The sequence below is a fragment of the Nocardia sp. NPDC005998 genome, assembly GCF_040614395.1.
In the GTDB taxonomy this organism is placed as follows: Bacteria; Actinomycetota; Actinomycetes; order Mycobacteriales; family Mycobacteriaceae; genus Nocardia.
In genome coordinates this window covers 258,907-277,245 of record NZ_JBEXUI010000006.1, presented here as the reverse complement: position 1 = coordinate 277,245, position 18,339 = coordinate 258,907, and the positions used below count along the sequence as shown (strand labels likewise).

15 protein-coding genes are annotated in these 18,339 nt (G+C 67.4%); 6 read left to right on the top strand and 9 right to left on the bottom strand.

All coding sequences use genetic code 11. From position 1 onward, the window contains the following. Positions 1–51 precede the first annotated feature (51 nt). Together ABZ293_RS12675 and ABZ293_RS12670 are read right to left on the bottom strand one after the other, a co-directional pair. The gene (locus ABZ293_RS12675) at positions 52–675 is read right to left on the bottom strand and encodes a transglycosylase family protein (RefSeq protein ID WP_355179997.1); all 624 of its coding nucleotides are present in this window, start codon (positions 673–675) and stop codon (positions 52–54) included. Positions 676–1,041: 366 nt separating this feature from the next. Further along, on the bottom strand, positions 1,042–1,284 hold the full coding sequence (locus ABZ293_RS12670) for a hypothetical protein (protein ID WP_355179995.1): 243 nt from the start codon (positions 1,282–1,284) through the stop codon (positions 1,042–1,044). A gap of 197 nt (positions 1,285–1,481) precedes the next feature. On the opposite strand from ABZ293_RS12670, the gene ABZ293_RS12665 reads away from it, so the two are divergent. Further along, positions 1,482–1,907 (top strand): cold-shock protein, encoded by a 426-nt coding sequence (locus ABZ293_RS12665; protein WP_354959222.1) that lies wholly within the window; start codon positions 1,482–1,484, stop codon positions 1,905–1,907. Positions 1,908–2,045: 138 nt separating this feature from the next. Here the strand turns inward: ABZ293_RS12665 and ABZ293_RS12660 are convergent, their stop codons facing one another. The 3 genes from ABZ293_RS12660 to ABZ293_RS12650 form a co-directional block, all read right to left on the bottom strand. After that, positions 2,046–2,555 (bottom strand): DUF2771 domain-containing protein, encoded by a 510-nt coding sequence (locus tag ABZ293_RS12660; protein WP_354960663.1) that lies wholly within the window; start codon positions 2,553–2,555, stop codon positions 2,046–2,048. Then, positions 2,552–4,324: an MFS transporter gene (locus ABZ293_RS12655; protein WP_355179993.1), complete on the bottom strand. Its 1,773-nt coding sequence runs from the start codon at positions 4,322–4,324 to the stop codon at positions 2,552–2,554. The genes ABZ293_RS12660 and ABZ293_RS12655 overlap by 4 nt, the downstream gene beginning before the upstream one ends. Before the next feature lie 130 nt (positions 4,325–4,454). Beyond that, a complete protein-coding gene (locus ABZ293_RS12650) occupies positions 4,455–5,228 on the bottom strand; it encodes a glutaminyl-peptide cyclotransferase (protein WP_355179991.1) in 774 nt (257 codons plus the stop codon). 17 nt (positions 5,229–5,245) lie between these two features. On the opposite strand from ABZ293_RS12650, the gene ABZ293_RS12645 reads away from it, so the two are divergent. Together ABZ293_RS12645 and ABZ293_RS12640 are read left to right on the top strand one after the other, a co-directional pair. After that, on the top strand, positions 5,246–7,573 hold the full coding sequence (locus ABZ293_RS12645) for a DUF3027 domain-containing protein (RefSeq protein WP_355179989.1): 2,328 nt from the start codon (positions 5,246–5,248) through the stop codon (positions 7,571–7,573). Beyond that, positions 7,570–10,920, top strand: a complete 3,351-nt coding sequence (locus tag ABZ293_RS12640; RefSeq protein WP_355179987.1) for a hypothetical protein — start codon at positions 7,570–7,572, stop codon at positions 10,918–10,920. Before ABZ293_RS12645 ends, ABZ293_RS12640 begins: the two co-directional genes overlap by 4 nt. Positions 10,921–10,955: 35 nt before the next feature. Here ABZ293_RS12640 and ABZ293_RS12635 read toward each other — a convergent pair whose 3' ends face one another. Continuing rightward, positions 10,956–11,570 carry a TetR/AcrR family transcriptional regulator gene (locus ABZ293_RS12635; RefSeq protein WP_355179985.1) on the bottom strand — a complete coding sequence of 205 codons (615 nt, stop codon included), beginning with the start codon at positions 11,568–11,570 and terminating at the stop codon, positions 10,956–10,958. Positions 11,571–11,697: 127 nt separating this feature from the next. Here ABZ293_RS12635 and ABZ293_RS12630 point away from each other — a divergent pair, with 127 nt between their 5' ends. After that, positions 11,698–13,755, top strand: a complete 2,058-nt coding sequence (locus ABZ293_RS12630) for a neutral/alkaline ceramidase (protein WP_355179983.1) — start codon at positions 11,698–11,700, stop codon at positions 13,753–13,755. Positions 13,756–13,773: 18 nt separating this feature from the next. Here ABZ293_RS12630 and ABZ293_RS12625 read toward each other — a convergent pair whose 3' ends face one another. Then, a complete protein-coding gene (locus ABZ293_RS12625; RefSeq protein WP_354960656.1) occupies positions 13,774–14,010 on the bottom strand; it encodes a DUF2530 domain-containing protein in 237 nt (78 codons plus the stop codon). A 63-nt stretch (positions 14,011–14,073) separates the two neighbouring features. Between ABZ293_RS12625 and ABZ293_RS12620 the strand changes: the two genes are divergently transcribed. Continuing rightward, on the top strand, positions 14,074–14,511 hold the full coding sequence (locus tag ABZ293_RS12620; RefSeq protein WP_355179981.1) for a MarR family transcriptional regulator: 438 nt from the start codon (positions 14,074–14,076) through the stop codon (positions 14,509–14,511). Positions 14,512–14,541: 30 nt separating this feature from the next. Here the strand turns inward: ABZ293_RS12620 and ABZ293_RS12615 are convergent, their stop codons facing one another. Next, positions 14,542–14,970, bottom strand: a complete 429-nt coding sequence (locus ABZ293_RS12615; protein WP_354960654.1) for a YccF domain-containing protein — start codon at positions 14,968–14,970, stop codon at positions 14,542–14,544. Between the two features lie 782 nt (positions 14,971–15,752). Next, positions 15,753–16,958, bottom strand: coding sequence for a GNAT family N-acetyltransferase (locus ABZ293_RS12610; RefSeq protein WP_355179979.1), 1,206 nt, complete (start codon positions 16,956–16,958; stop codon positions 15,753–15,755). Between the two features lie 532 nt (positions 16,959–17,490). Between ABZ293_RS12610 and ABZ293_RS12605 the strand changes: the two genes are divergently transcribed. Beyond that, the gene (locus ABZ293_RS12605) at positions 17,491–18,294 is read left to right on the top strand and encodes an RNA methyltransferase (protein ID WP_355179977.1); all 804 of its coding nucleotides are present in this window, start codon (positions 17,491–17,493) and stop codon (positions 18,292–18,294) included. The last annotated feature ends 45 nt before the right edge of the window (positions 18,295–18,339 follow it).

The window sequence follows — 18,339 nt, the reverse complement described above, 5'->3', positions numbered from 1 at the left end:
GCATCACCATTGATGCGGGGACCTTCGTCGTACGGTCTGCTCGGTGGCGACTCAGGAGGGCAGCAGGCCCTTGTTCGCCTCGTAGAAGCTCACGACCGCCGGGTCGAGCTGAGTGCCCTTGGTGGCGTTGAAGAAATCGAGGGCTTCCTTCGGGATCTCGACGCCCTGTCCCTGCACGACGGCGACGGCGCGGTCGATCGCATCGAAGACCTGCTGGCTCGGGTCGGCGACGGCCTGCTGCGGGGCGGCCGGGGCCGGGTTCCAGCGCGGGGTCTCGGGGGAAGAGGGGGCGGTGCGCGGGGTGGATGCGCTGCTCAGGCCGAGCGAGGCCGAGCAGCCGGGCCAAGCGCCCCAGCCCTGGCTGGCGAGGACCTTCTCGGCGACCGCGATCTGCTGTTCGCGGCTGGCCTGGTTGGCCGTCGCGGCGTATTCGCCGCCGCCGTGTGCACTCCAGGTGCTCGGGGAGAACTGCAGTCCACCTTGGAAACCGTTGCCGGTGTTGATGCCCCAGTTGCCTCCGGCCTCGCACTGTGCGAGTCGATCCCAGTCCTGATCGGGTGCCGCGCTGGCATTTCCAGCGAATGCAACACCTGCGGTGCCGATGATCGCGCCGGTGACGGCGACCTTGGCTACGGTGCGCCCGGTGGAGGTTGGCTTGCGATGGCGTCCACTCATTGCGGGTTCGTCTGCCTCTCGTACGCATCTGCAAGTGGTCCGGACTGAGAGGTCGTCCGTCCCGCCCTCACCCCTGCTTCCGTTGGGGTCCGGTACCCGCGGGGCGAGGTTCGATGCGGCGGGCCGGTGGTTGCCGGTTGTCCCGGCTGGGTAAGACCGTACGACGATCCGCGCGAAAAATCACTATTTGGTAACCGGCGGGTCCGTGTCGGTCTCGGACCGGTATCGGTTGCGGCGGTGATGCTTCCGTGCAGTTGAGAGACGGTGCGGCCCGGCCGGTGACGGGCGGCTACGGCTCCGTGACCGGTCTGTTATGTGACGAGGATCACATCGATGATTCGGTAACGATTAGCAGGGGTAACCGGTTCACCGCGACCGTCGGCCGGACCACAGCGCGAAGCCGACCGCGCACAGGAAACCGAGCGGCGCCAGCATGGCGGTCAGATACAGCCACAGGGCCGGGTCCGAATCGCTGAAAATCGGCGTCAGAAATATGGCGACGATCGCAAGCAATCCGATCGCGAACAGGCCGAGCGCCACATACAGCAACCAATCGCTTGCACGGCGTGGTGAGCGGCTCGGGGGCGGTGGCGCGGAAGGGTTCGTCACTGCTCGACCGTAAAACTGATGTGCTTGCGTTATTCGCACCGGGGTAGACTCAGTGTCTATCGCGTCCTGCATAGCTGTGGGGCGCGTTCTTTTCGCAAACTGACAGGATCCGTTCGCGTTTCATCGGACGGATCCCGGGCAGACGGATGTGCTCGGGCCGATGGGGCCCGAGTTTCGATGATGAACGGGTGAGCGCAGTGCCGACCGGCAGGGTGAAGTGGTACGACGTCGAAAAGGGCTTCGGCTTCCTTTCCCAGGACGAGGGTGAGGACGTCTACGTCCGTTCGTCCGCGCTGCCGGATGGAGTGGAAGGCCTCAAGCCCGGTCAGCGCGTCGAATTCGGGATGGCCGCGGGCCGCCGTGGGCCGCAGGCGCTGAGCCTCAAGGTGCTCGAATCGCCGCCCTCGGTCCGGCAGGGCCAGGACCGCGATCGCAGCGCGCACAAGGAACCGGCAGCGCGCAAGCACACGCCGGACGAACTGCACGGGATGGTCGAGGACATGATCACCCTGCTGGAGGCCAAGGTGCAGCCGGATCTGCGCAAGGGCAAGTATCCGGATCGCAAGACCGCACAGCGCATTTCGGAAGTGGTGCGGGCGGTCGCGCGCGAACTCGATCACTGACGTTCGCGGATAACGAATTTCGCGCGCTGCCCGGACACGGGCAGCGCGCGAAGCGTTTCTGCGGGCTTTCGAGCAGTCGCTGCTGACCTTTTCCAGCGACCTGCAGGCGGTCGCTGCTGACCGACCTGCAAGCAGACGCTATGGTGCCGTGCTGATCGACCAGGCCGCGTGTGGAACGTAGAACTCCCGGCCGGTCTCATCGCGCGCGAGGATCGGCAGCTGCAATTCGACACCGACGAGCCGAAGTTCGGGCTCCGGCTTCGAGTCGATGGTGACGGCGAGCGCGCCCTCGGGAAAGTCGTTGCGGCTCACCACCCGATCCACCTTTTCACCGGTGGGCAGGGTGTAGACCAGCTGGGCCAGCCAGGGCGCATCGGCGATCTTCTTCGGCAGCGACAGCTGCAGCGGATATCCGGCGGGGACATCGAGTACGGTGGTCTCGCCGTACTTGCATTCCTCCAGCTTCACCGTGCAGTACAGGAACGGCTCCACCGTGACGGTCCTGCCGTGGGCATATGCGGTGACGGTCGGATCGGGGTGCTCGGCTCTGCGGACGAGCACCGTCAGCACGCCGACGAATGCGACAGTGAACACCAATAGGGCCGCCACGGCCAGCGCGACGACGGTGCGGGTACTTGGCTTGTTCACCAGATCGGGTCTCCTGTGCCTCGTTGCATGTGCTTAGTGTCGCCACCGCGTTCTCTGCCGCGTTGCGCGGCTCGGTCGGCGTCGGCGTGTCGGGGCGTCGCGACTTCCTGCTCCGCGTGTTCGGGGCGGTGGCCGCCGAGACCGGGCAGCAGGGAGTGGCCGCGGTCGCTTATGAAGGTCTGTAGCAGGCCGAACAGCAGGAGCGCGGAGATGAACGCGAAACCCTGCCAGTAGGTGGTCGGCAGCAGCACGCCCGCCGCACCGCCGATGACCCAGCTGAGCTGCAATACGGTTTCGGAACGGCCGAAGCCGGAGGCGATCGATTCGGGCGGCAGATCGTCCTGGATGGAGGCATCCAGCGATACCTTCGCCAGCGCGCTCGCCCCCGCCGCGACCAGGGTCGCCAATGCGGCGCCGAGCAGGTTGTTCAGGAAGACCGCGAGCAGGGCCACCGCACAGCAGGCCGCGGTGCAGCCGAGCACGATCAGTGACGGTTTGCCCAGTTTGATCCGGGCGCCGGTTGCGTTGCCGACGAAATTGCCGACGGCCGCGGCGACGCCGACCACACCGAGCATGGCCGCCTGCTGCCAGCCGCCGTGTTCGGTGGACTTGGCGACGAAGGCCACATAGAACGTGAGGAAGCCGGTCAGTATGCGGATGGCGCTATTGCCCCACAGTCCGGTGACGACCGCGCGGCCGAGTGGCTGCCTGCGCTTGCGCGGCGGAACCGTGGCTTCGGTCGTCGGATCGAGCACTTCGGTATTGGCGTGATAGCTCAGGGTCGCCGGGACCTCGCCCTCGGTGACCTCGACCCAGCGCGGGATGCGCAGGCTCAGCCAGGTGCCCGCGATCGCGATCACGGTGGCGAAGACCAGTGCGCCATTGGAACCCGCAATGGCGGCGGCCAGTGCGGCGACCGCGCCCGCGCCGATGGTGCCACCGACCAGACCGAAGACAGTGAGCCGAGAATTGGTGCGCACCAAGTCGATTTCGGGTGGCAGCACGCGGGGCGTCACCGCGCTCTTGAGCACCGAGAACGATTTACTGCCGATCATCATGCACAGGGCGAGCGGGTACAGCGCCCAGCTGTCGAAGGCCATGATCAGCACCACTGCAACCACCGCGCGCAGGCCGAAGGAGGTGGCCAGCGCGAGTCTGCGGCCGCGCTGTAGGCGGTCGAGCATCGGGCCGATGAGCGGGGCGATCACCGCGAACGGGGCGATGGTGATCAACAGGTACAGCGCGACCTTCGTCTTGCTCTCCGCGGTGGCGCTGGCGAAGAACAGCGTATTGGCCAGGGCCACCGCGATCGCGGCGTCGAGCGCGAAATTCGCCATGGTGGCGTAGGTGAGTGCGGTGAGGCCGGATTTATCGGCACCGTCGGCCTTGGCGGCGCGCTGGAAGGTGGCGACGCCGCGGGAGGTGAGTTCGCGGCCGCGCATCGCGGCGACGCGGGTGACGGTCAGCTTGCGTGGGGTGCGCTGGGGCTCGGCATTGCCGGATGCGGTTTCGGGCTCCGGTTGCGGGGCCGATGGTTTCGCGGATCCGCCGGGTAGTGGCTTGGTGGCGGGTGGTTCGTTGCGCCGTGGTTCGTTGCGTTGGGGTTCGCGGCTCTGTGGCTCCGGCGGCAGCGGCGGTAGTGAAGACCGACGGGGCGGCGTATGGGGTGGCGGGTAGCGGTCGTAGCCGGGGTGACGCTGGATCGGTGGGGACTCCTCGCCATCCCACGGACCACGGTCGGAACCGGAGGGATCGCGGGGAGTAGTCACGTCCTCAATTCTGTCGTACATCGGCGACTTGGGTTCAATTGCGGCTCCAAGCCGTCCGGAAAGGTGACCTGGCCCGCTCATGCCTGCGCCTCGCTGACGCTCGCCTCCGGCACGAGCGAGCGCAGCGAGCTCACTCCGGTACGAATCTGACCTCGAATATCGTCGGCCAGTATTTGCCGGTGATCAGGAAATGGTCGGTACCAGGGAGTTGGGCGATGCCGTTGAGCACATCGGTGCCCGCCCGGACAGTCGCCGGGAGCAGGCCGCTGGCATCGATGACGGCGAGGACCGCGCCGGTTTCCGGATCGATGCGCAGGATCTCGTCGGTGGGGTAGGAGTTGGCGTAGATCGAACCGTCGGCGGCGCAATCGAGTTCGTTCAGGTGCACGTTGTTGTGGGTCGTGAGTGTGACGGTGCCGGTGGGGGCGAAGGTGAGCGGGTCGCGGAAGGTAAGGGTGTCGGACCCGTTGCTCATCACCAGCCTGCCCGCGCGGGTGCACAGACCCCAGCCCTCACCCTCGTAGGACACTCGGGATCGTTCGGCCAAGGTCACCGGATCGCGGGCGATCGCCACCCGGTCCTGCCAGGTGAGCTGCCACAAGATGTCACCCGCTTTGCTGACCCCTTCGCCGAAGTAGGGTGCGGGCAGTTCGACGCCGGTCAGTTCGTCGCCGGTGGTCAGATCGGTGGCGCGCACGCGCGACGCGCCCGGCATGCCGGTGCTTTCGTAGAGCACGGTGCCGTCGACCTCCAGCCCCTCGGTAAACGCCCTCGGATCGTGCGGGCGGGTGTCGACCACCTCGATGCGTAGTCGCGGCGGATCGTCGCCGGACCCGCGGCACCCGGTTAATCCGAGCAGGCTGATCAGGACAATGACGGCCAACGAACGCCGATTGCGCTCCATACGGCAAAATGTAGGCCGTGAGCGCAGTATCTGTTTCGCAGTCCGGCGTGCGGCCGATCCTTGCCGATGCCGTCGACGTGGCCCGCCGTGCGCTCTTGGAGCTGGAACCCACCGGCGTCGGCGCGCATCTCGGCGTCACCGCGGAGGACGAGACCGCCGCGACCCACCGATTCGAGGCCACCCTGTCCGGCTATCGCGGCTGGCAGTGGGCCGTCGTGGTGGCGGCCCCGCCCGACGCGACCTACGCGACGGTGAGCGAGTCGGCTCTGCTGCCCGGCCCGGACGCGCTGGTCGCACCCGACTTCATTCCGTGGGAGCAGCGGATTCGCCCCGGCGATCTGGCGCCCGGTGATCTGCTCGCCCCGTCCGTCGACGATCCGCGCCTGGTGCCCGGCTATGTCACCAGCGGCGATCCGGCCGTCGACGAGGTCGCCATGGAGATCGGCCTCGGCCGCACCAAGGTGCTCAGCCGCGAGGGTCGCGAAGCAGCCGCCGAACGCTGGTACGCCGAATTCGGCCCCGAAACCGATATGGCCAAGGCCGCCCCATCCACCTGCGGCCGCTGCGGCTTCTACCTCCCGCTGGCGGGTTCGTTGCGCGCCGCCTTCGGCGTCTGCGGCAATGCCATGGGCGCGGACGGCCGCGTGGTCCACGTCGAATACGGCTGCGGCGCCCACTCCGACGTAGAAGTCCCGACCGGCGGCGGATCTCCGCTGTACGAGGCCTACGACGACGACGCCTTCGATGTCATCCCCGCGGAGGCGCTGCGCAAGCCGGACAGTGGTGCGGCTTCGGCTGATGCGTCGGCGCTCGCCACCGGTCCTGCCGTTGCGGCCGAGGACGCGGAGACCGCAGCGAGCGACGCTGTGGCCGATTCGGCTGCGACTGTCGAGCAGAGCGTCGAGGTGCCGAATGGAGAAGGCGCCGTCGCGGCGAGCGAGTCCAGTACCGAAACTGCCACGGACCTGACCGAGTCGACTTCGGCCGAGCCCGGCACCGTGCCTGGTTCGGGTGATGTCGTCGCCGAGTCGGTCGTCGCGGACGACCGCGATGCCGATGCCCCGTCGGGTGATGTTGCGGAGTCGGTTGTTGCGGGCGAGCCCGGTGACGAGGTCGCGTCGGGTGATGCTGCGGCTCAGTCGCTCAACGTGCTCGACCGCGACGTCGAAGCCCCATCCGGCGATGTCGCCGCTGAGTCACGCAGTGCGCTCACCCCAGGTGTCGACACCGCAGCGGGTGATGCTGCGGTGGAGTCGAATACGGCGGTTGAGCAGAGCTTCACGCAGCCAGATGACCAGCAGGTGGTCGAGGCCAGCGAGCCTATTGTCGAGGCTGCCTCGGATCAGACCGTGTCAACCACGATCGAGCCCGGTGTGCCCTCTGCATCGGCCGATGTTATTGCCGAGTCGAGCATCGGGGTCGAGCCCGGTGTCGACACCGCGTCGGGTGAGGTTGCGGCCGAGTCGAATACGGCAGTCGAGCATTCTGCACCGACCGCAACCAGCCCCGAGGCTGTCACAGATCCGGCCCCCGCTCCCGTAGCGGAGCCGACCGCTGTCGAGCCGGATGATCAGGCGTCGGGTCCCGTGGTGGTCGAGGCTGCCTCGGTCGAACCGAGCACTACGGCGGCGGCCGGTGATGCGGCCGAGTCGGGTACGCCGGTCGAGTCCGGTGGCGCAGCTCTGCCAGGTGATGTTGTGGCGGACACTTCGGCTGAGTCGAATGTTGTTGCGCCAGAGGCGGACACCATCTCTGGCGTTGCGCCCACACCTCATGCGGGTGCCGGTGGTGCACCGGAGTCGAACACTGCGATCGCCCCGGCTGCCTCGCGCAACGATGTCGTCGCCGAGCCGATTGCGGTGGTTGAGCCCGTCGTATCCGACGCGAGCAATGCGCCGGTCGCCGACGCGGTATCCGGTCCGTCTGCGGTCGACGATTCTTCGACAGCGCCGACCATCGGTGTCGAACCGAGTTCTCCCGCAGGTGGCGAGGTCGGGCCGAACGATGTGACCGCCGTGACTGTTGCCGCCGGCGAGCCCACAGCGACGATCGGCGCGGCAGGTGATGCTGCTCCTGAGCACAGTGCCGAAGCGTTCGTGTCGGAGTCTGGCTCAGATGCTGGCGCGAGCGGTCCGGATGTGGTCGAGTCGGCCACCGATGCTGCGGCGTCGCAGCCCGGATCGGATCTCGGCGATGCTGAGGGCGTTGTCTCGCAGTCGGAATCGGGTGCGGAGGCGGTTGGCGACGCTGCGGACGACGGTGTCGCTGATACGGCCGCGGGGGCTGATGGTGGCGGCTCGGGGGATGCGGGGTGGCCGGGGTTCGGGTCAGCGCTGCAGGGGTGAGCGGCGGGGCGTTCGATCCGTTCGGTACGGCGGGGCTGCGCGCGGGAGTGCTCGCGGCGTGGCGGGATTCGCCGACTCGGTTGCGGGAAGATGCCGCGACCGAGGCGGATCTCGTGCGGGCGGGTTATCGGGATCGGCTGCTGACGGAGCTGGCGCAGAATGCCGCGGATGCGGCGGCCAAGGCCGGGGTGCCTGGACGGCTGGTTGTGCGTCTGGTCGGTGATGTCGTGCACATCTCGAATACCGGTGCGCCGCTCGATATTTCCGGTGTACACGCGCTTACGGCGTTGCGCGCCTCCGGCAAGGCCGATCCCGCGACGAGCGTGGGCCGATTCGGCGTCGGGTTCACCGCGGTGCGCACGGTAAGCGATGAGATCGAGGTGCGATCGACCACCGGATCCCTCCACTTCTCCCGCGACCTCACCTGGAAGGCCCTGCGCGACAACGCGATCACCATCCCGGATCCGGCCGACACCTTCACCCCACCCGTCCTGCGCCTGGCCTGGCCGATCGAAGCCGCCCCAGCGCAGGGCGCGGATACCGAGATCGTGCTCACCCTGCGCCCGGATGTCGATCCGCAAAACCTCCTTGCCGCCATGCGCGCCGAAGCCGCCGACCTCCTGCTGGAACTCCCCGCCCTGCAGCACATCCGAATCGGCGATGACGAACTGACCAGCACCGTCACCGATCTGCACAATCCGCACCAGCCCGGCAGTCATCCGGCGGCCGGGATCCGGGCGGTGCGCATCGACGAGCCCGGAGCGGAACGGCGGACTTGGTGGGAGTTCCGTACGGCCAGGGCGCGCTGGCTGCTCCCGGTGCGCGCTGGCAGGCCGGTGCCCGCCGCGCCCGATGTGTTGCGCGCACCCACCCGATCCGATGAGGAGCTGTCGCTACCGGCCCTCCTGATCGCCGATATCCCCATGCAGCCGGACCGCCGACGGCTGCTGCCCGGTGCCCACATCGCCGAATTGGCCGGGGGCTATGCCGATTTCGCCCGCGCGCTCCCGCCCCGCGATCGCCTCGTCCTGGTCCCCGTCCCGGGATTCGCCCGCAGCGAGGTCGATGGCCTGCTGCGCGAGGCCCTGGTCCGCGAACTCCAGACCCACTCCTGGCTCCCGGTCGTAACCGCCCGCCCGAACTCCGTCGACGAGCCCCTCTCGGGCTCCGATGCGGCGGAATCGGAAGGCTGGGCATTTCCGGATGACTCACCCCCTGCCGCCGTCGCCGGTCCACGCACCTCATTGCCCACGGACCTCGCAGCGGCGCAGGGCATTACGCCTCATGAGCGCACTGCGATCGGCGTCGGTAAGGCCACTGGCCCGCTCGATGCTGAGTCCGAGGACTTGGCTGCGGCTACTCCCGGTGCCGCGGAATCGCTTGATGGCCCGGGAACGACTGCGGTGCCGATGCACGCGGGCGTCCCAGAGCCTGGTGAGCGCATTGCGATCGGTGGGATCGGCGTCGGCAAGGACACCGGACCGCTCAATGTTGACTCCGAGGACTTGGCTGCGGCTACTCCCGCTGTCGCGGAATCGCCTGATGGCCCAGGAGTGACCGCGGTGCCGAGGCACGTGGGCGCAACGGAGCCTGGTGAGCCCATTGCGGTCGACGGGAGCAGAGTCGGCAAGCTCGCCGCTCCGCTCGATGCCGGGTTCGAGGTGCCGGCGGCGGGGACGCCCGCAATCGCGTCTCCAGCAACGACTGCGGTCCCGACGCGCGCGAGCGTATTCACGGGTCTGAGTGGGGAATTGGCCGAATTGCTCGACGATGTGGTCGGGCCGTTGGTGATTCCCGAACTGTCGGGACGAGCGCATACCGAGGCGCTGGGTGTGCTGGACGTGCACCGGATCGGATTGGCTCGACTGGCGGAGCTTTCGGGCGGCCTGGAGCGGACGCCGACGTGGTGGCAGTCGTTGTATGTGGCATTGGAGCCGTATGTTGTCGATCCATTGGCGGCCGAGGAACTGGGTGCGCTCGCGGTGCCGCTGGCCGACGGTCGGCTGGTAACCGGTCCGCGCACAGTCGTTTTGGACGACCAACTCGAGGTCGCGATACCAGTGCACTGGGCCCGGCTGGTGCATCCGGAGGCGGTCCATCCGCTGCTCGCGCGGCTCGGCGCACGTTCGGCCACCGCCGAGGATCTGTTGACCGATCCCGGGTTGCGCGCCGAGTTGGAAGATCAGCCGGACGATCCGGACACCGTCGATGCGGTACTGCGGTTGGCCGCGCATGCCGATCCATCGGCGCTGCCGTCCTGGCTCGGCCTGCTCGAATTACCGGACAGCACTGGGGAATTGCTGCCCGCCGACGAATTGCTGCTCCCCGATGCCCCATTGCGTGCACTGCTGGTGGCCGACTCACCGTTCGGCACCGTCGCGGCGGACCTGGTGGACCGCTATGGCGCCGATGCGCTACGAGCGGTCGGCGTGGGATGGGATTTCAGCATTGTCGTCGAATCCGATCCCACCGGTCCGGACCATCACCTGGACGACGAGGAGCGCTGGTGGACGGGCCTGCCCGAGGACCCGCCGGAGCTGGCCGCCGTCCGTGACCTGGACCTGGTCGCCGAGTCGTGCTGGCCGGCGGCATTGCGGCAGTTGGCAGCCGTCCCGCGCACCCACCGGCTGCTCACCGATCCCGATGGCTATACGGCGTGGTGGCTGCGCAGCCATGCACGCATAGCCGGTATCCCGCTCGGGCTGCTCCGCCATCCCGCGGATACCGAATTCGCCGACCTGCTCCCCGCATTCGAACCTTCCGGCCTGGATTCCGCTGTCATGCACGCGGTCCTGGCGAATCCGAATGCCATCACCCACGAACTGGCTGCCGCCCTCCTCGACGCTCTCGCCGATCCGACGAAAACCCCAACGCCCGAGGTGGTTTCCCGAACCCACGCCCGCCTGGCCGCCGCCGTGGCCGCGGACCAACTGGACCTGACCGAGCTCGAGCTGCCAGACCGGGTACGCGCCCTGTCCTCGGCGGTTGTAGACCCCGACGATGTCTGGGTACTCGACCAGCCCTGGTTCGGCCTCGCCCTATCCCCGGACCGCCTGGTAGCGGGCGATATCGCCACCGCGCCAGCCCTCGCGACCCTGCTCGACCTGCCCCTGGTCTCCGAGTCGATCACCGCCGAGGTAACCAGCACGGGCCGCCGCACCACATGGTCCGCCGAACCACTGGGAATCGTGCTGCGCCAACTGTTCACGCTGCCCGAGGAAGGTGAGCTGGTGCTCCACGACGAGCTCCGGATCCGCCTGCACGGCGCATTGGAAGCCACGGTCGCCGTCCCGTGGTGGCGCGACGGAACCACCACCCACGTCCAAACCCCGCACCTCTCGGCCTGAGCACAGCCGATAACCCATCCCAGGAGAGTGCCGACCTACTCCGCGTAGCTGGTGACCATCTCGCTGAGCAGATCCAGCTGCCCGCGCACCTTTTCGCTGTCGTTGTCGACCAGCCAGCGCAGCACGACCCCATCGATCACGTTCAAAGTGAAGCGGCTCAGCGTTTGCACCGGTACCGACCAACGGCAACCGGTCGCATCGCGCGCGTGGTCGAGGATGTCGGCCACGGTGGTGTCGTTGAATGCGTACTGTTCGCGTGCGATAGCGAGTTTCGCCGGGGTCGATTCCCCTTCGCGTAGCGCATATGTAGTGGTTTCGTAGGTGAGTAGTTGGCGTTCCGGTGTGGCTTCAATGTTGAGCCACATCAGTTCGAGTCCGGAACGCACCAATTTTTGAAGCGCTTCTTTTCCACTTCCGACGTCTTGCCAAACTGTTTCATTGGCGTCGACGGAATCGCGTAATTCCATCGATAACGCTTTGACCAGCTCGGTCATCAGCGCGTCCTTGTTTTCGAAACAGTAATGCACCACACCGAGCGAAACACCGGCTGCCTGAGCGACATCGCGCGTGGTCACGCCCGCGACGCCCTTTTTCTCGGCAAGGCCGATGGCTGCCTCGATAAGGTGGGCCCGTCGTTCTTCGACGCTCAATCGGGAGGACACCTCAGCGAGTTAAGTCTCCAACTTCGCCGCAGTCAATTCGCAGGGCCGAAAATCTCGACTGGACGAGCGTCCAGTTGTGTGGTTCGCTTCATCATGGGATCGAAGGGAGACACGAATGCCGGTGTCACGCAGAACCGTGCTGGCCCGAACCGCGGCGGGTTCGGCCGCACTCGCGACAGCGGTAACCGTGCCAGGAATGACGGCGGCACTCGGCACGCAGGCCGCGGCGGCCCCCGGTGCGAGTGGCTATCGCATCGGACTCGGCCTCTCCGACATCACCGGTCCCGCCGCCGAATGCGGAATGATGGGCTATTCGCAGTTCGAACAGCAAACCGCGGGCATTCATCTGCGCCCGCGCGCCCGCGCATTCATCATCGATAGCGGTGCGCGCCGGATCGTGTTCGCGGTCGCGGAGAACGGCATGATTTTCCAGTCCGTGCACCGCGGTGTCATGCTCGAACTCGCGCGCCGCTTCGGTGATCTCTACACCGAACAGAACGTCCTGCTCACCTCGACGCATTCGCATGCGACCTGCGGCGGCTCCAGCAACGACTACGCGTACAACCTGTCCATCCTCGGATTTCAGCAGCAGGTCTACGACGCCGAGGTGAACGGCATTGTGGAGGCGATCGCCGCGGCACATGCCGATCTCGGACCGGGCACGCTCGCGCTCGGCCGCGCCGAACTGCACGATGCCAGCGTCAATCGATCGCGAGTTGCCTTCGAACGCAATCCGGATGCGGATAGACAGCACTTCCCGAATGCCATCGACCCGGCGGTCACCGCGCTGTCATTCGTCAAGGGCGGCAAACAGGTCGGCGCCATCACCTGGTTCGCCACCCACAACACCTCCATGACCAATCAGAACCGGCTGATCAGCGCGGATAACAAGGGTTACGCCTCGTTCTCCTATGAGCACACCGAGCACGGCGTCCGATATCTGGACGGCCCAGCCGATTTCGTGGCGGCCTTCGCGCAGACCAATGCGGGGGACATGTCCCCGAACCTGAATCTGCGACCCGGCTCCGGCCCGACCGAGGACGAGTTCGACAACACCCGCATCATCGGCGAGCGACAGTATCTGGCCTCGAAAACCGCACTGGCGGGCGCACAGTCGATCAGCGGTCCGGTCGACTCGATGCTCTGCTATATCGACCTGGCCGATACCGCCGTCGACGGCAGGTTCACCCCGGACGGTCAGCCGCGCCACACCGCACCCGCCGCCGCGGGCCTCTCGCTCATCGCGGGCAGCGTCGAGGACGGTCCCGGTCTGCCCGGCCTCCCGATCCCGGAGGGCGTGCGCAACCCATTCATCGATGCCCTCGGCGATCCGCGCCAGCCCGCACCGTCCTGGCTCGCGGATGCCCAGGCGCCCAAGGCGATCGTGGCGCCGCTGGGGTTGCTGCCGCCGGTGCCGTGGGTGCCGAATGTGGTGCCCATTCAGATCGTTCGGATCGGCGAGCTCTACTTGGCCTGCGGCGGTGCGGAATTCACCATCGTCTCCGGACTGCGCATCCGCCGCGCCGTGGCCGACGCGCTCGGTGTTGGGCTGGAGCAGGTGCTGATGCAGGGGTACGCGAACGCGTACCACGAATATGTCACCACCCCGGAGGAGTACGACTCCCAGCAGTACGAGGGTGGCTCGACCTTGTTCGGCCGCTACACATTGCCCGCCTACCAGCAGGAATTCACCCGGCTGGCAACAGCTTTCGCCGCCCGCCAGCAGGTTCCGCGCGGTCCCGCACCCCGCGATGTATCCAACCTGCAGCCGAACTTCCAGCCCGCGCCGGGCCCGGATGCCACACCCCCGGGCCGCGGTTTCGGCGATGTCCTGACCCAACCGGCCGCCGCTTACCCGCCCGGCACCCGGGTCGCCGCCGAATTCGTCTCCGCCCATCCGAAACACAACCCCCGCCGCAATGGCACCTTCCTGGAAGTGCAGCGCCGCAACGCATCCGGCGTTTGGGAGCGGGTCGCCAACGAGGGCGAATGGGCGGTGCGCTTCTACTGGAGCAAACGCGGCACCGCCGAATCCGTTGCCCGCTTCACCTGGGACATCCCCGCCGACACCAGCTCGGGCCGCTATCGCATGCGGCACTTCGCCGACAGCCTGGGCGCCGACGGCGTGCTGCGGCCCTTCACCGGCACCACCGATGAGTTCGACGTGGGCTGACGCGCAAGAACGCGCGGCTCATAGCCCGGTCTGCGCGCCCTTGTCCCCGCGCCGAGCACCGCGGCGCTGGATCGCGAAGATCGTGTAACCGAGCAACCCCACCGCAAGACCCATCAGACACACCGGACGCGCCGATTCCCAGCGGTCGCTGGTCCACACCACGATGGTGGCGATCAGCCAGAGGATGCTGCCGACCGCGAGGACCGGCCGTGGATCGGTGAAGCGCGGCGGTATCTGCGGGACATTCTGGGTCACAGTCCTAGCGTAGCTGCGGGAACAGGCGTCCACCGGCCAGCGTGTCCCGTATCGTTCTGCTCTGTGACAACGCCATCGGATGTTCGAGCTCTCGCTGGTGAGCTGTCGCTCGCGGTGGTGCGCTTGACGCGACATCTGCGAGGACGGCGCGCCGACGCGCAGATTTCGCTGACCCAGCTCTCCGCACTTGCCACCCTGCATCGGGACGGTGCGATGACACCGGGCGCCCTGGCCGCCAAGGAACGCGTGCAGCCGCCGTCGATGACGCGCGTGATCGCCTCGCTGACCGATCTGGAACTGGTTGAGCGCAAACCGCACCCGACCGACGGCCGTCAGATCATCGTCTCGCTCTCGGATGCGGGCCGCGCCTTGATCGCCGATGAGACCAGCGCCCGCGAGGCCTGGATGACCGAACAGCTGTCCACCCTGACCGACGATCAGCTGGTCGTGCTGACCCGCGCCGTCGGCATCATGAAACAGCTGGTCGACGACTCGGAGTAGGCCGAGTGTGACCTCGTCAGTGCGGGGTCATCAGCGAGGTACGTACCCACCGCGGGCGTACTGCGCCCCGAACGGCTGATCGCTGGCGACGATCTCGCGCCCGAGCGGGAACAGCGAGACCGGGATGAGCTTGAGGTTTGCCCAGCCGAAGGGGATGCCGATGATCGAGATGAACAGCGGGATGCTGGTGAACAGGTGCCCGAGCGCGAGCCACCAACCGGCCACCAGGAACCAGATGATATTGCCGATCATCGACCCCACGCCTGCGGAAGGCTTTTCGACCGTGGTCCGCCCGAACGGCCACAGCACATAGGCCGCGATCCGGAACGACGCGATACCCCACGGGATGGTGATGATCAGGATGCAACAGATGAGGCCCGCCAGGATGTAGCCGAGCGCCATCCAGAACCCGACGAATACGAGCCACAGGATATTGAGCACCAGCTGAATCGGCTTCATAGTTCCAGCATGCCAGCCCACCGCATATCCGGACATCACTCCGGAGTACGACGTGGGCTCGGGGACAACCCCGATGCGCAGCACCGGCCCAGCCCATCGGAACTGACCCGTCTCAGCGGGACCGGCTCGGCTTGGCGGAACCGATCTGGCTCGGCGGAACCGATCCGGCTCGGCGGAACCGATCCGGCTCGGCGGAACCGATCTGGCTCGGCGGAACCGATCTGGCTCGGCGGAACCGATCTGGCTCGGCGGAACCGATCTGGCTCGGCGGAACCGATCTGGCTCGGCGGAACCGATCCGGCTCGGCGGAACCGGCCCGGCTCGGCGGAACCGGCCCGGCTCGGCGGAACCCGCCGACGCCGCAGCCGACTACGCGGTCAGTGCCGCTGCCCAGCAGCATCCGGGTGACCGGGTGAATCGCCGCCGCCGCGACCCGGCCCGGCTCGGCGGAACCGGCCCGGCTCGGCAGAACCGGCCCGGCTCGGCAGAACCGATCCGGCCCAGCGGAACTGACCCGGCTCAGCGGAACCGATCGCTCGGCGGAACCGATTCGGCTCGGCGGGATCGGCCCGGCTCGGCGGGATCGGCCCGGCTCAGCAGAACCGGTCTGGCTCGGCGGGACTGGCCTGGCTCAGCAGAACCGGCCGGCTCAGCAGAACCGGACCGGCCCAGCGGGACCTACCTGACTCGGCGGGACCTACCTGACTCGGCGGGATCTGCCCGGCTCAGCAGAACCGACTCGGCTCAGCAGAACCGACTCGGCTCAGCAGAACCAGCCCAGCTCAGAAGAACCAACCCAGCACTGCGTCCCGCTCCGCGCCGAACGCCTCGTCGAGTGCGCGCAGCTGCGCGGCGTCCTTGGCCTGCAGCCGGTTGGCCCCCGCGAAGACCCGCGGCGGATACGCGCCGAGGTACATGCTGGCGAGCACGTCGATGCCGAGTTCGAAGTCGGGCGTCCGGTTGGTCGGCACACATTCGGCGACGCCGTCACGCACCGTGAGTTCGAAGCTGCCGCCCGCATTGCGGAACGGATCCTGTACCGCGAGTACGACATTCAGATCGCGCAGATACGAACGTGCCGTCAGCGCGGCGGGAACGTCCATGAGCCGCAACCACAATGCGTCATAGCGTGCCTGCGTGCGCACCAGTCGGAGATCGGTGAGCAGATGTGGGAGCGGATCGTTGTCGGTGAGCGCCGCCTCGATGTGGCTGCACAGTTCCAATCCGAATAGCGCCCGCCACAACGCGATATGCGCCTCCGGGGTGACCGTGCGCATCTCCTCGACGACCGCGGTCATGGTGCGTTCGCGACGGCTGTACCGGTACAGCACGTACCCGTCCGGGTGCAGGAATGCGAAAAGCTCACTACTGCCATTGCGGAAGGCGGGCGAATCGGCGAGGTCCAATTTCCAGCGGGCCTCGGGACGCCGCTGCGCGCCGGGCACCAGGCGACGCCACCGGTCGTAGATCGCGCGTATCGGCTCGCCCGCGTCGGCCATGGTGCTGAGCACCACGCCGCCCGGATCGGGGGCCGACGGTAGGAATTCGACGAACCGCCGATCGATCGAGACCGCGTTCTCCCGAATCGTCGGGCCGTATCCGAACCGGCCGTAGATGGCTCCCTGACTCGCGGTGAAAATGGTCAGCGCGAGCCCGGCCTCCTCGGTGCGCCGATGCTGCTCGGTATAAATGGCCCGCAAAATTCCGCGCCGCCGATGCATCGGCGCGACACCGACCCCGGCAATGCCGCAGACCTCGACCGTGCGCTCGCCGGGCACCGTCAGTGTCATCCGGGTGGACTTGGCATGTCCGACGATGCGACCGTCGTCGACGGCGACGATGGCCTCCTCGGTCGGAAAGACCTGCGCCCGTAGCTGCGCGTACTCCGGTTCACGCCGCATGCCGAATGAAGTGTCGCCGAGCAACTGAATGGCCGCCACATCGTCGTCGGTGGCCGACCTAATGGTGATGCCGGGTATCAGCGTCATCCTTCGACCATCGCATGCCTCCCCACCCGCCCGCACTCGAATTACCGCGCCAGCAGAGGTGCACCTGAGTTCTCGCAGAGGTTCCGAATACCTCGCAGACCGACATGCCGCGCGACTCGCCGAGGACCAGATCTGAAGCTCTGCGGCATGGGGCGCCGAGCGGAACGCGCGGTCCCGACTGCGCCACGGGACGCCGAGGCGAACGCTGGTTTGTTGGCTTGCGGAGCACGGCTGCGACCCACTTCGGAGCCGTACGCAACAGTGAATATTGGTCGGGAGTCGGCATCGATGTCGGTGGTGCGGTGGCCGGAGGCTATGTGGTGTCCAGGCTCGAAATTTGGGTGCAGTGCTGAGTGGAGATCAGGGAGTTCGGGATCGGTGATCGGCACCGGTGTCGGTGGTGTGGTGGCCGGAGGCTGTGTGGTGTGCAGGCTCGTGGTTCGGGTGCGGTGCTGAGTGGGGATCGGGGAGTTCGGGATCGGTGATCGGCACCGGTGTCGGGCGGGGTGGTGGTGCCCGGCAGGATGTAGCGGTGGTCGAAGTGATCGATATCGGTGACTCCGCTGATCCGCGGGTCGATGACTTTCGCGACTTGAAGTCCGCGGATCGGCGGCCCGATCTGCCGGGGCGCAAGGGGTTGGTGATCGCGGAGGGGGTGGTGGTCGTACGGCGGATGCTCGATTCGCGGTTTCGGCCGGACGCGCTGCTCGGAGTGGAGAAGCGGCGCGCCGAACTCGCCGCGGATCTGTTGGACATCGATGTGCCGTACTACCGGACGACCGCCGAGGTGATGGCGGAGGTGGTCGGGTTCCATCTCAATCGCGGCGTACTCGCGGTGGCGCGCAGACCCGCCGAGTTGAGTGTGGACGACGTCATCGAGCGGGCCAGGACGGTGGCGGTGCTGGAGGGGGTGAACGATCACGAGAACCTCGGCTCGATGTTCCGGAATGCGGCGGGACTCGGCGTCGAGGCCATCCTGTTCGGAGACCGGTGCGCCGATCCGCTGTACCGGCGCGCGGTGCGGGTGTCGATGGGACATGTGCTGCGGGTGCCGTTCGCACAGCTGCCGCAGTGGCCGGGTGGGTTGGATATGTTGCGGAACAAGGGATTCCAGATCATCGCGCTCACCCCGAACCCGGCCGCCGTGAACCTGGCCACGGCGATGACGGGGGAGCGGGTGGCATTGCTGCTCGGTGCGGAGGGGCCGGGTTTGACCGAGGAGGCCATGCGAGCCACCGATATTCGGGCGCGCATTCCGATGTCGCCGGGCACCGATTCGCTCAATGTGGCGACCGCGGCCGCCATGGCGTTCTATGAACGGGTGAGGACGTCATGAGGGGGAGGCCGTGAGCGAGCGTCAGCGGGTGAACCATGAGCGCAG

What these genes read in the sequence shown, in the direction of transcription:
- ABZ293_RS12610 (WP_355179979.1), bottom strand. Translation starts at nt 16,958, where the DNA reads ATGACGCTGATACCCGGCATCACCATTAGGTCGGCCACCGACGACGAT.
- ABZ293_RS12675 (WP_355179997.1), bottom strand. Translation starts at nt 675, where the DNA reads ATGAGTGGACGCCATCGCAAGCCAACCTCCACCGGGCGCACCGTAGCC.
- ABZ293_RS12650 (WP_355179991.1), bottom strand. Translation starts at nt 5,228, where the DNA reads ATGGAGCGCAATCGGCGTTCGTTGGCCGTCATTGTCCTGATCAGCCTG.
- ABZ293_RS12615 (WP_354960654.1), bottom strand. Translation starts at nt 14,970, where the DNA reads ATGAAGCCGATTCAGCTGGTGCTCAATATCCTGTGGCTCGTATTCGTC.
- ABZ293_RS12630 (WP_355179983.1), top strand. Translation starts at nt 11,698, where the DNA reads ATGCCGGTGTCACGCAGAACCGTGCTGGCCCGAACCGCGGCGGGTTCG.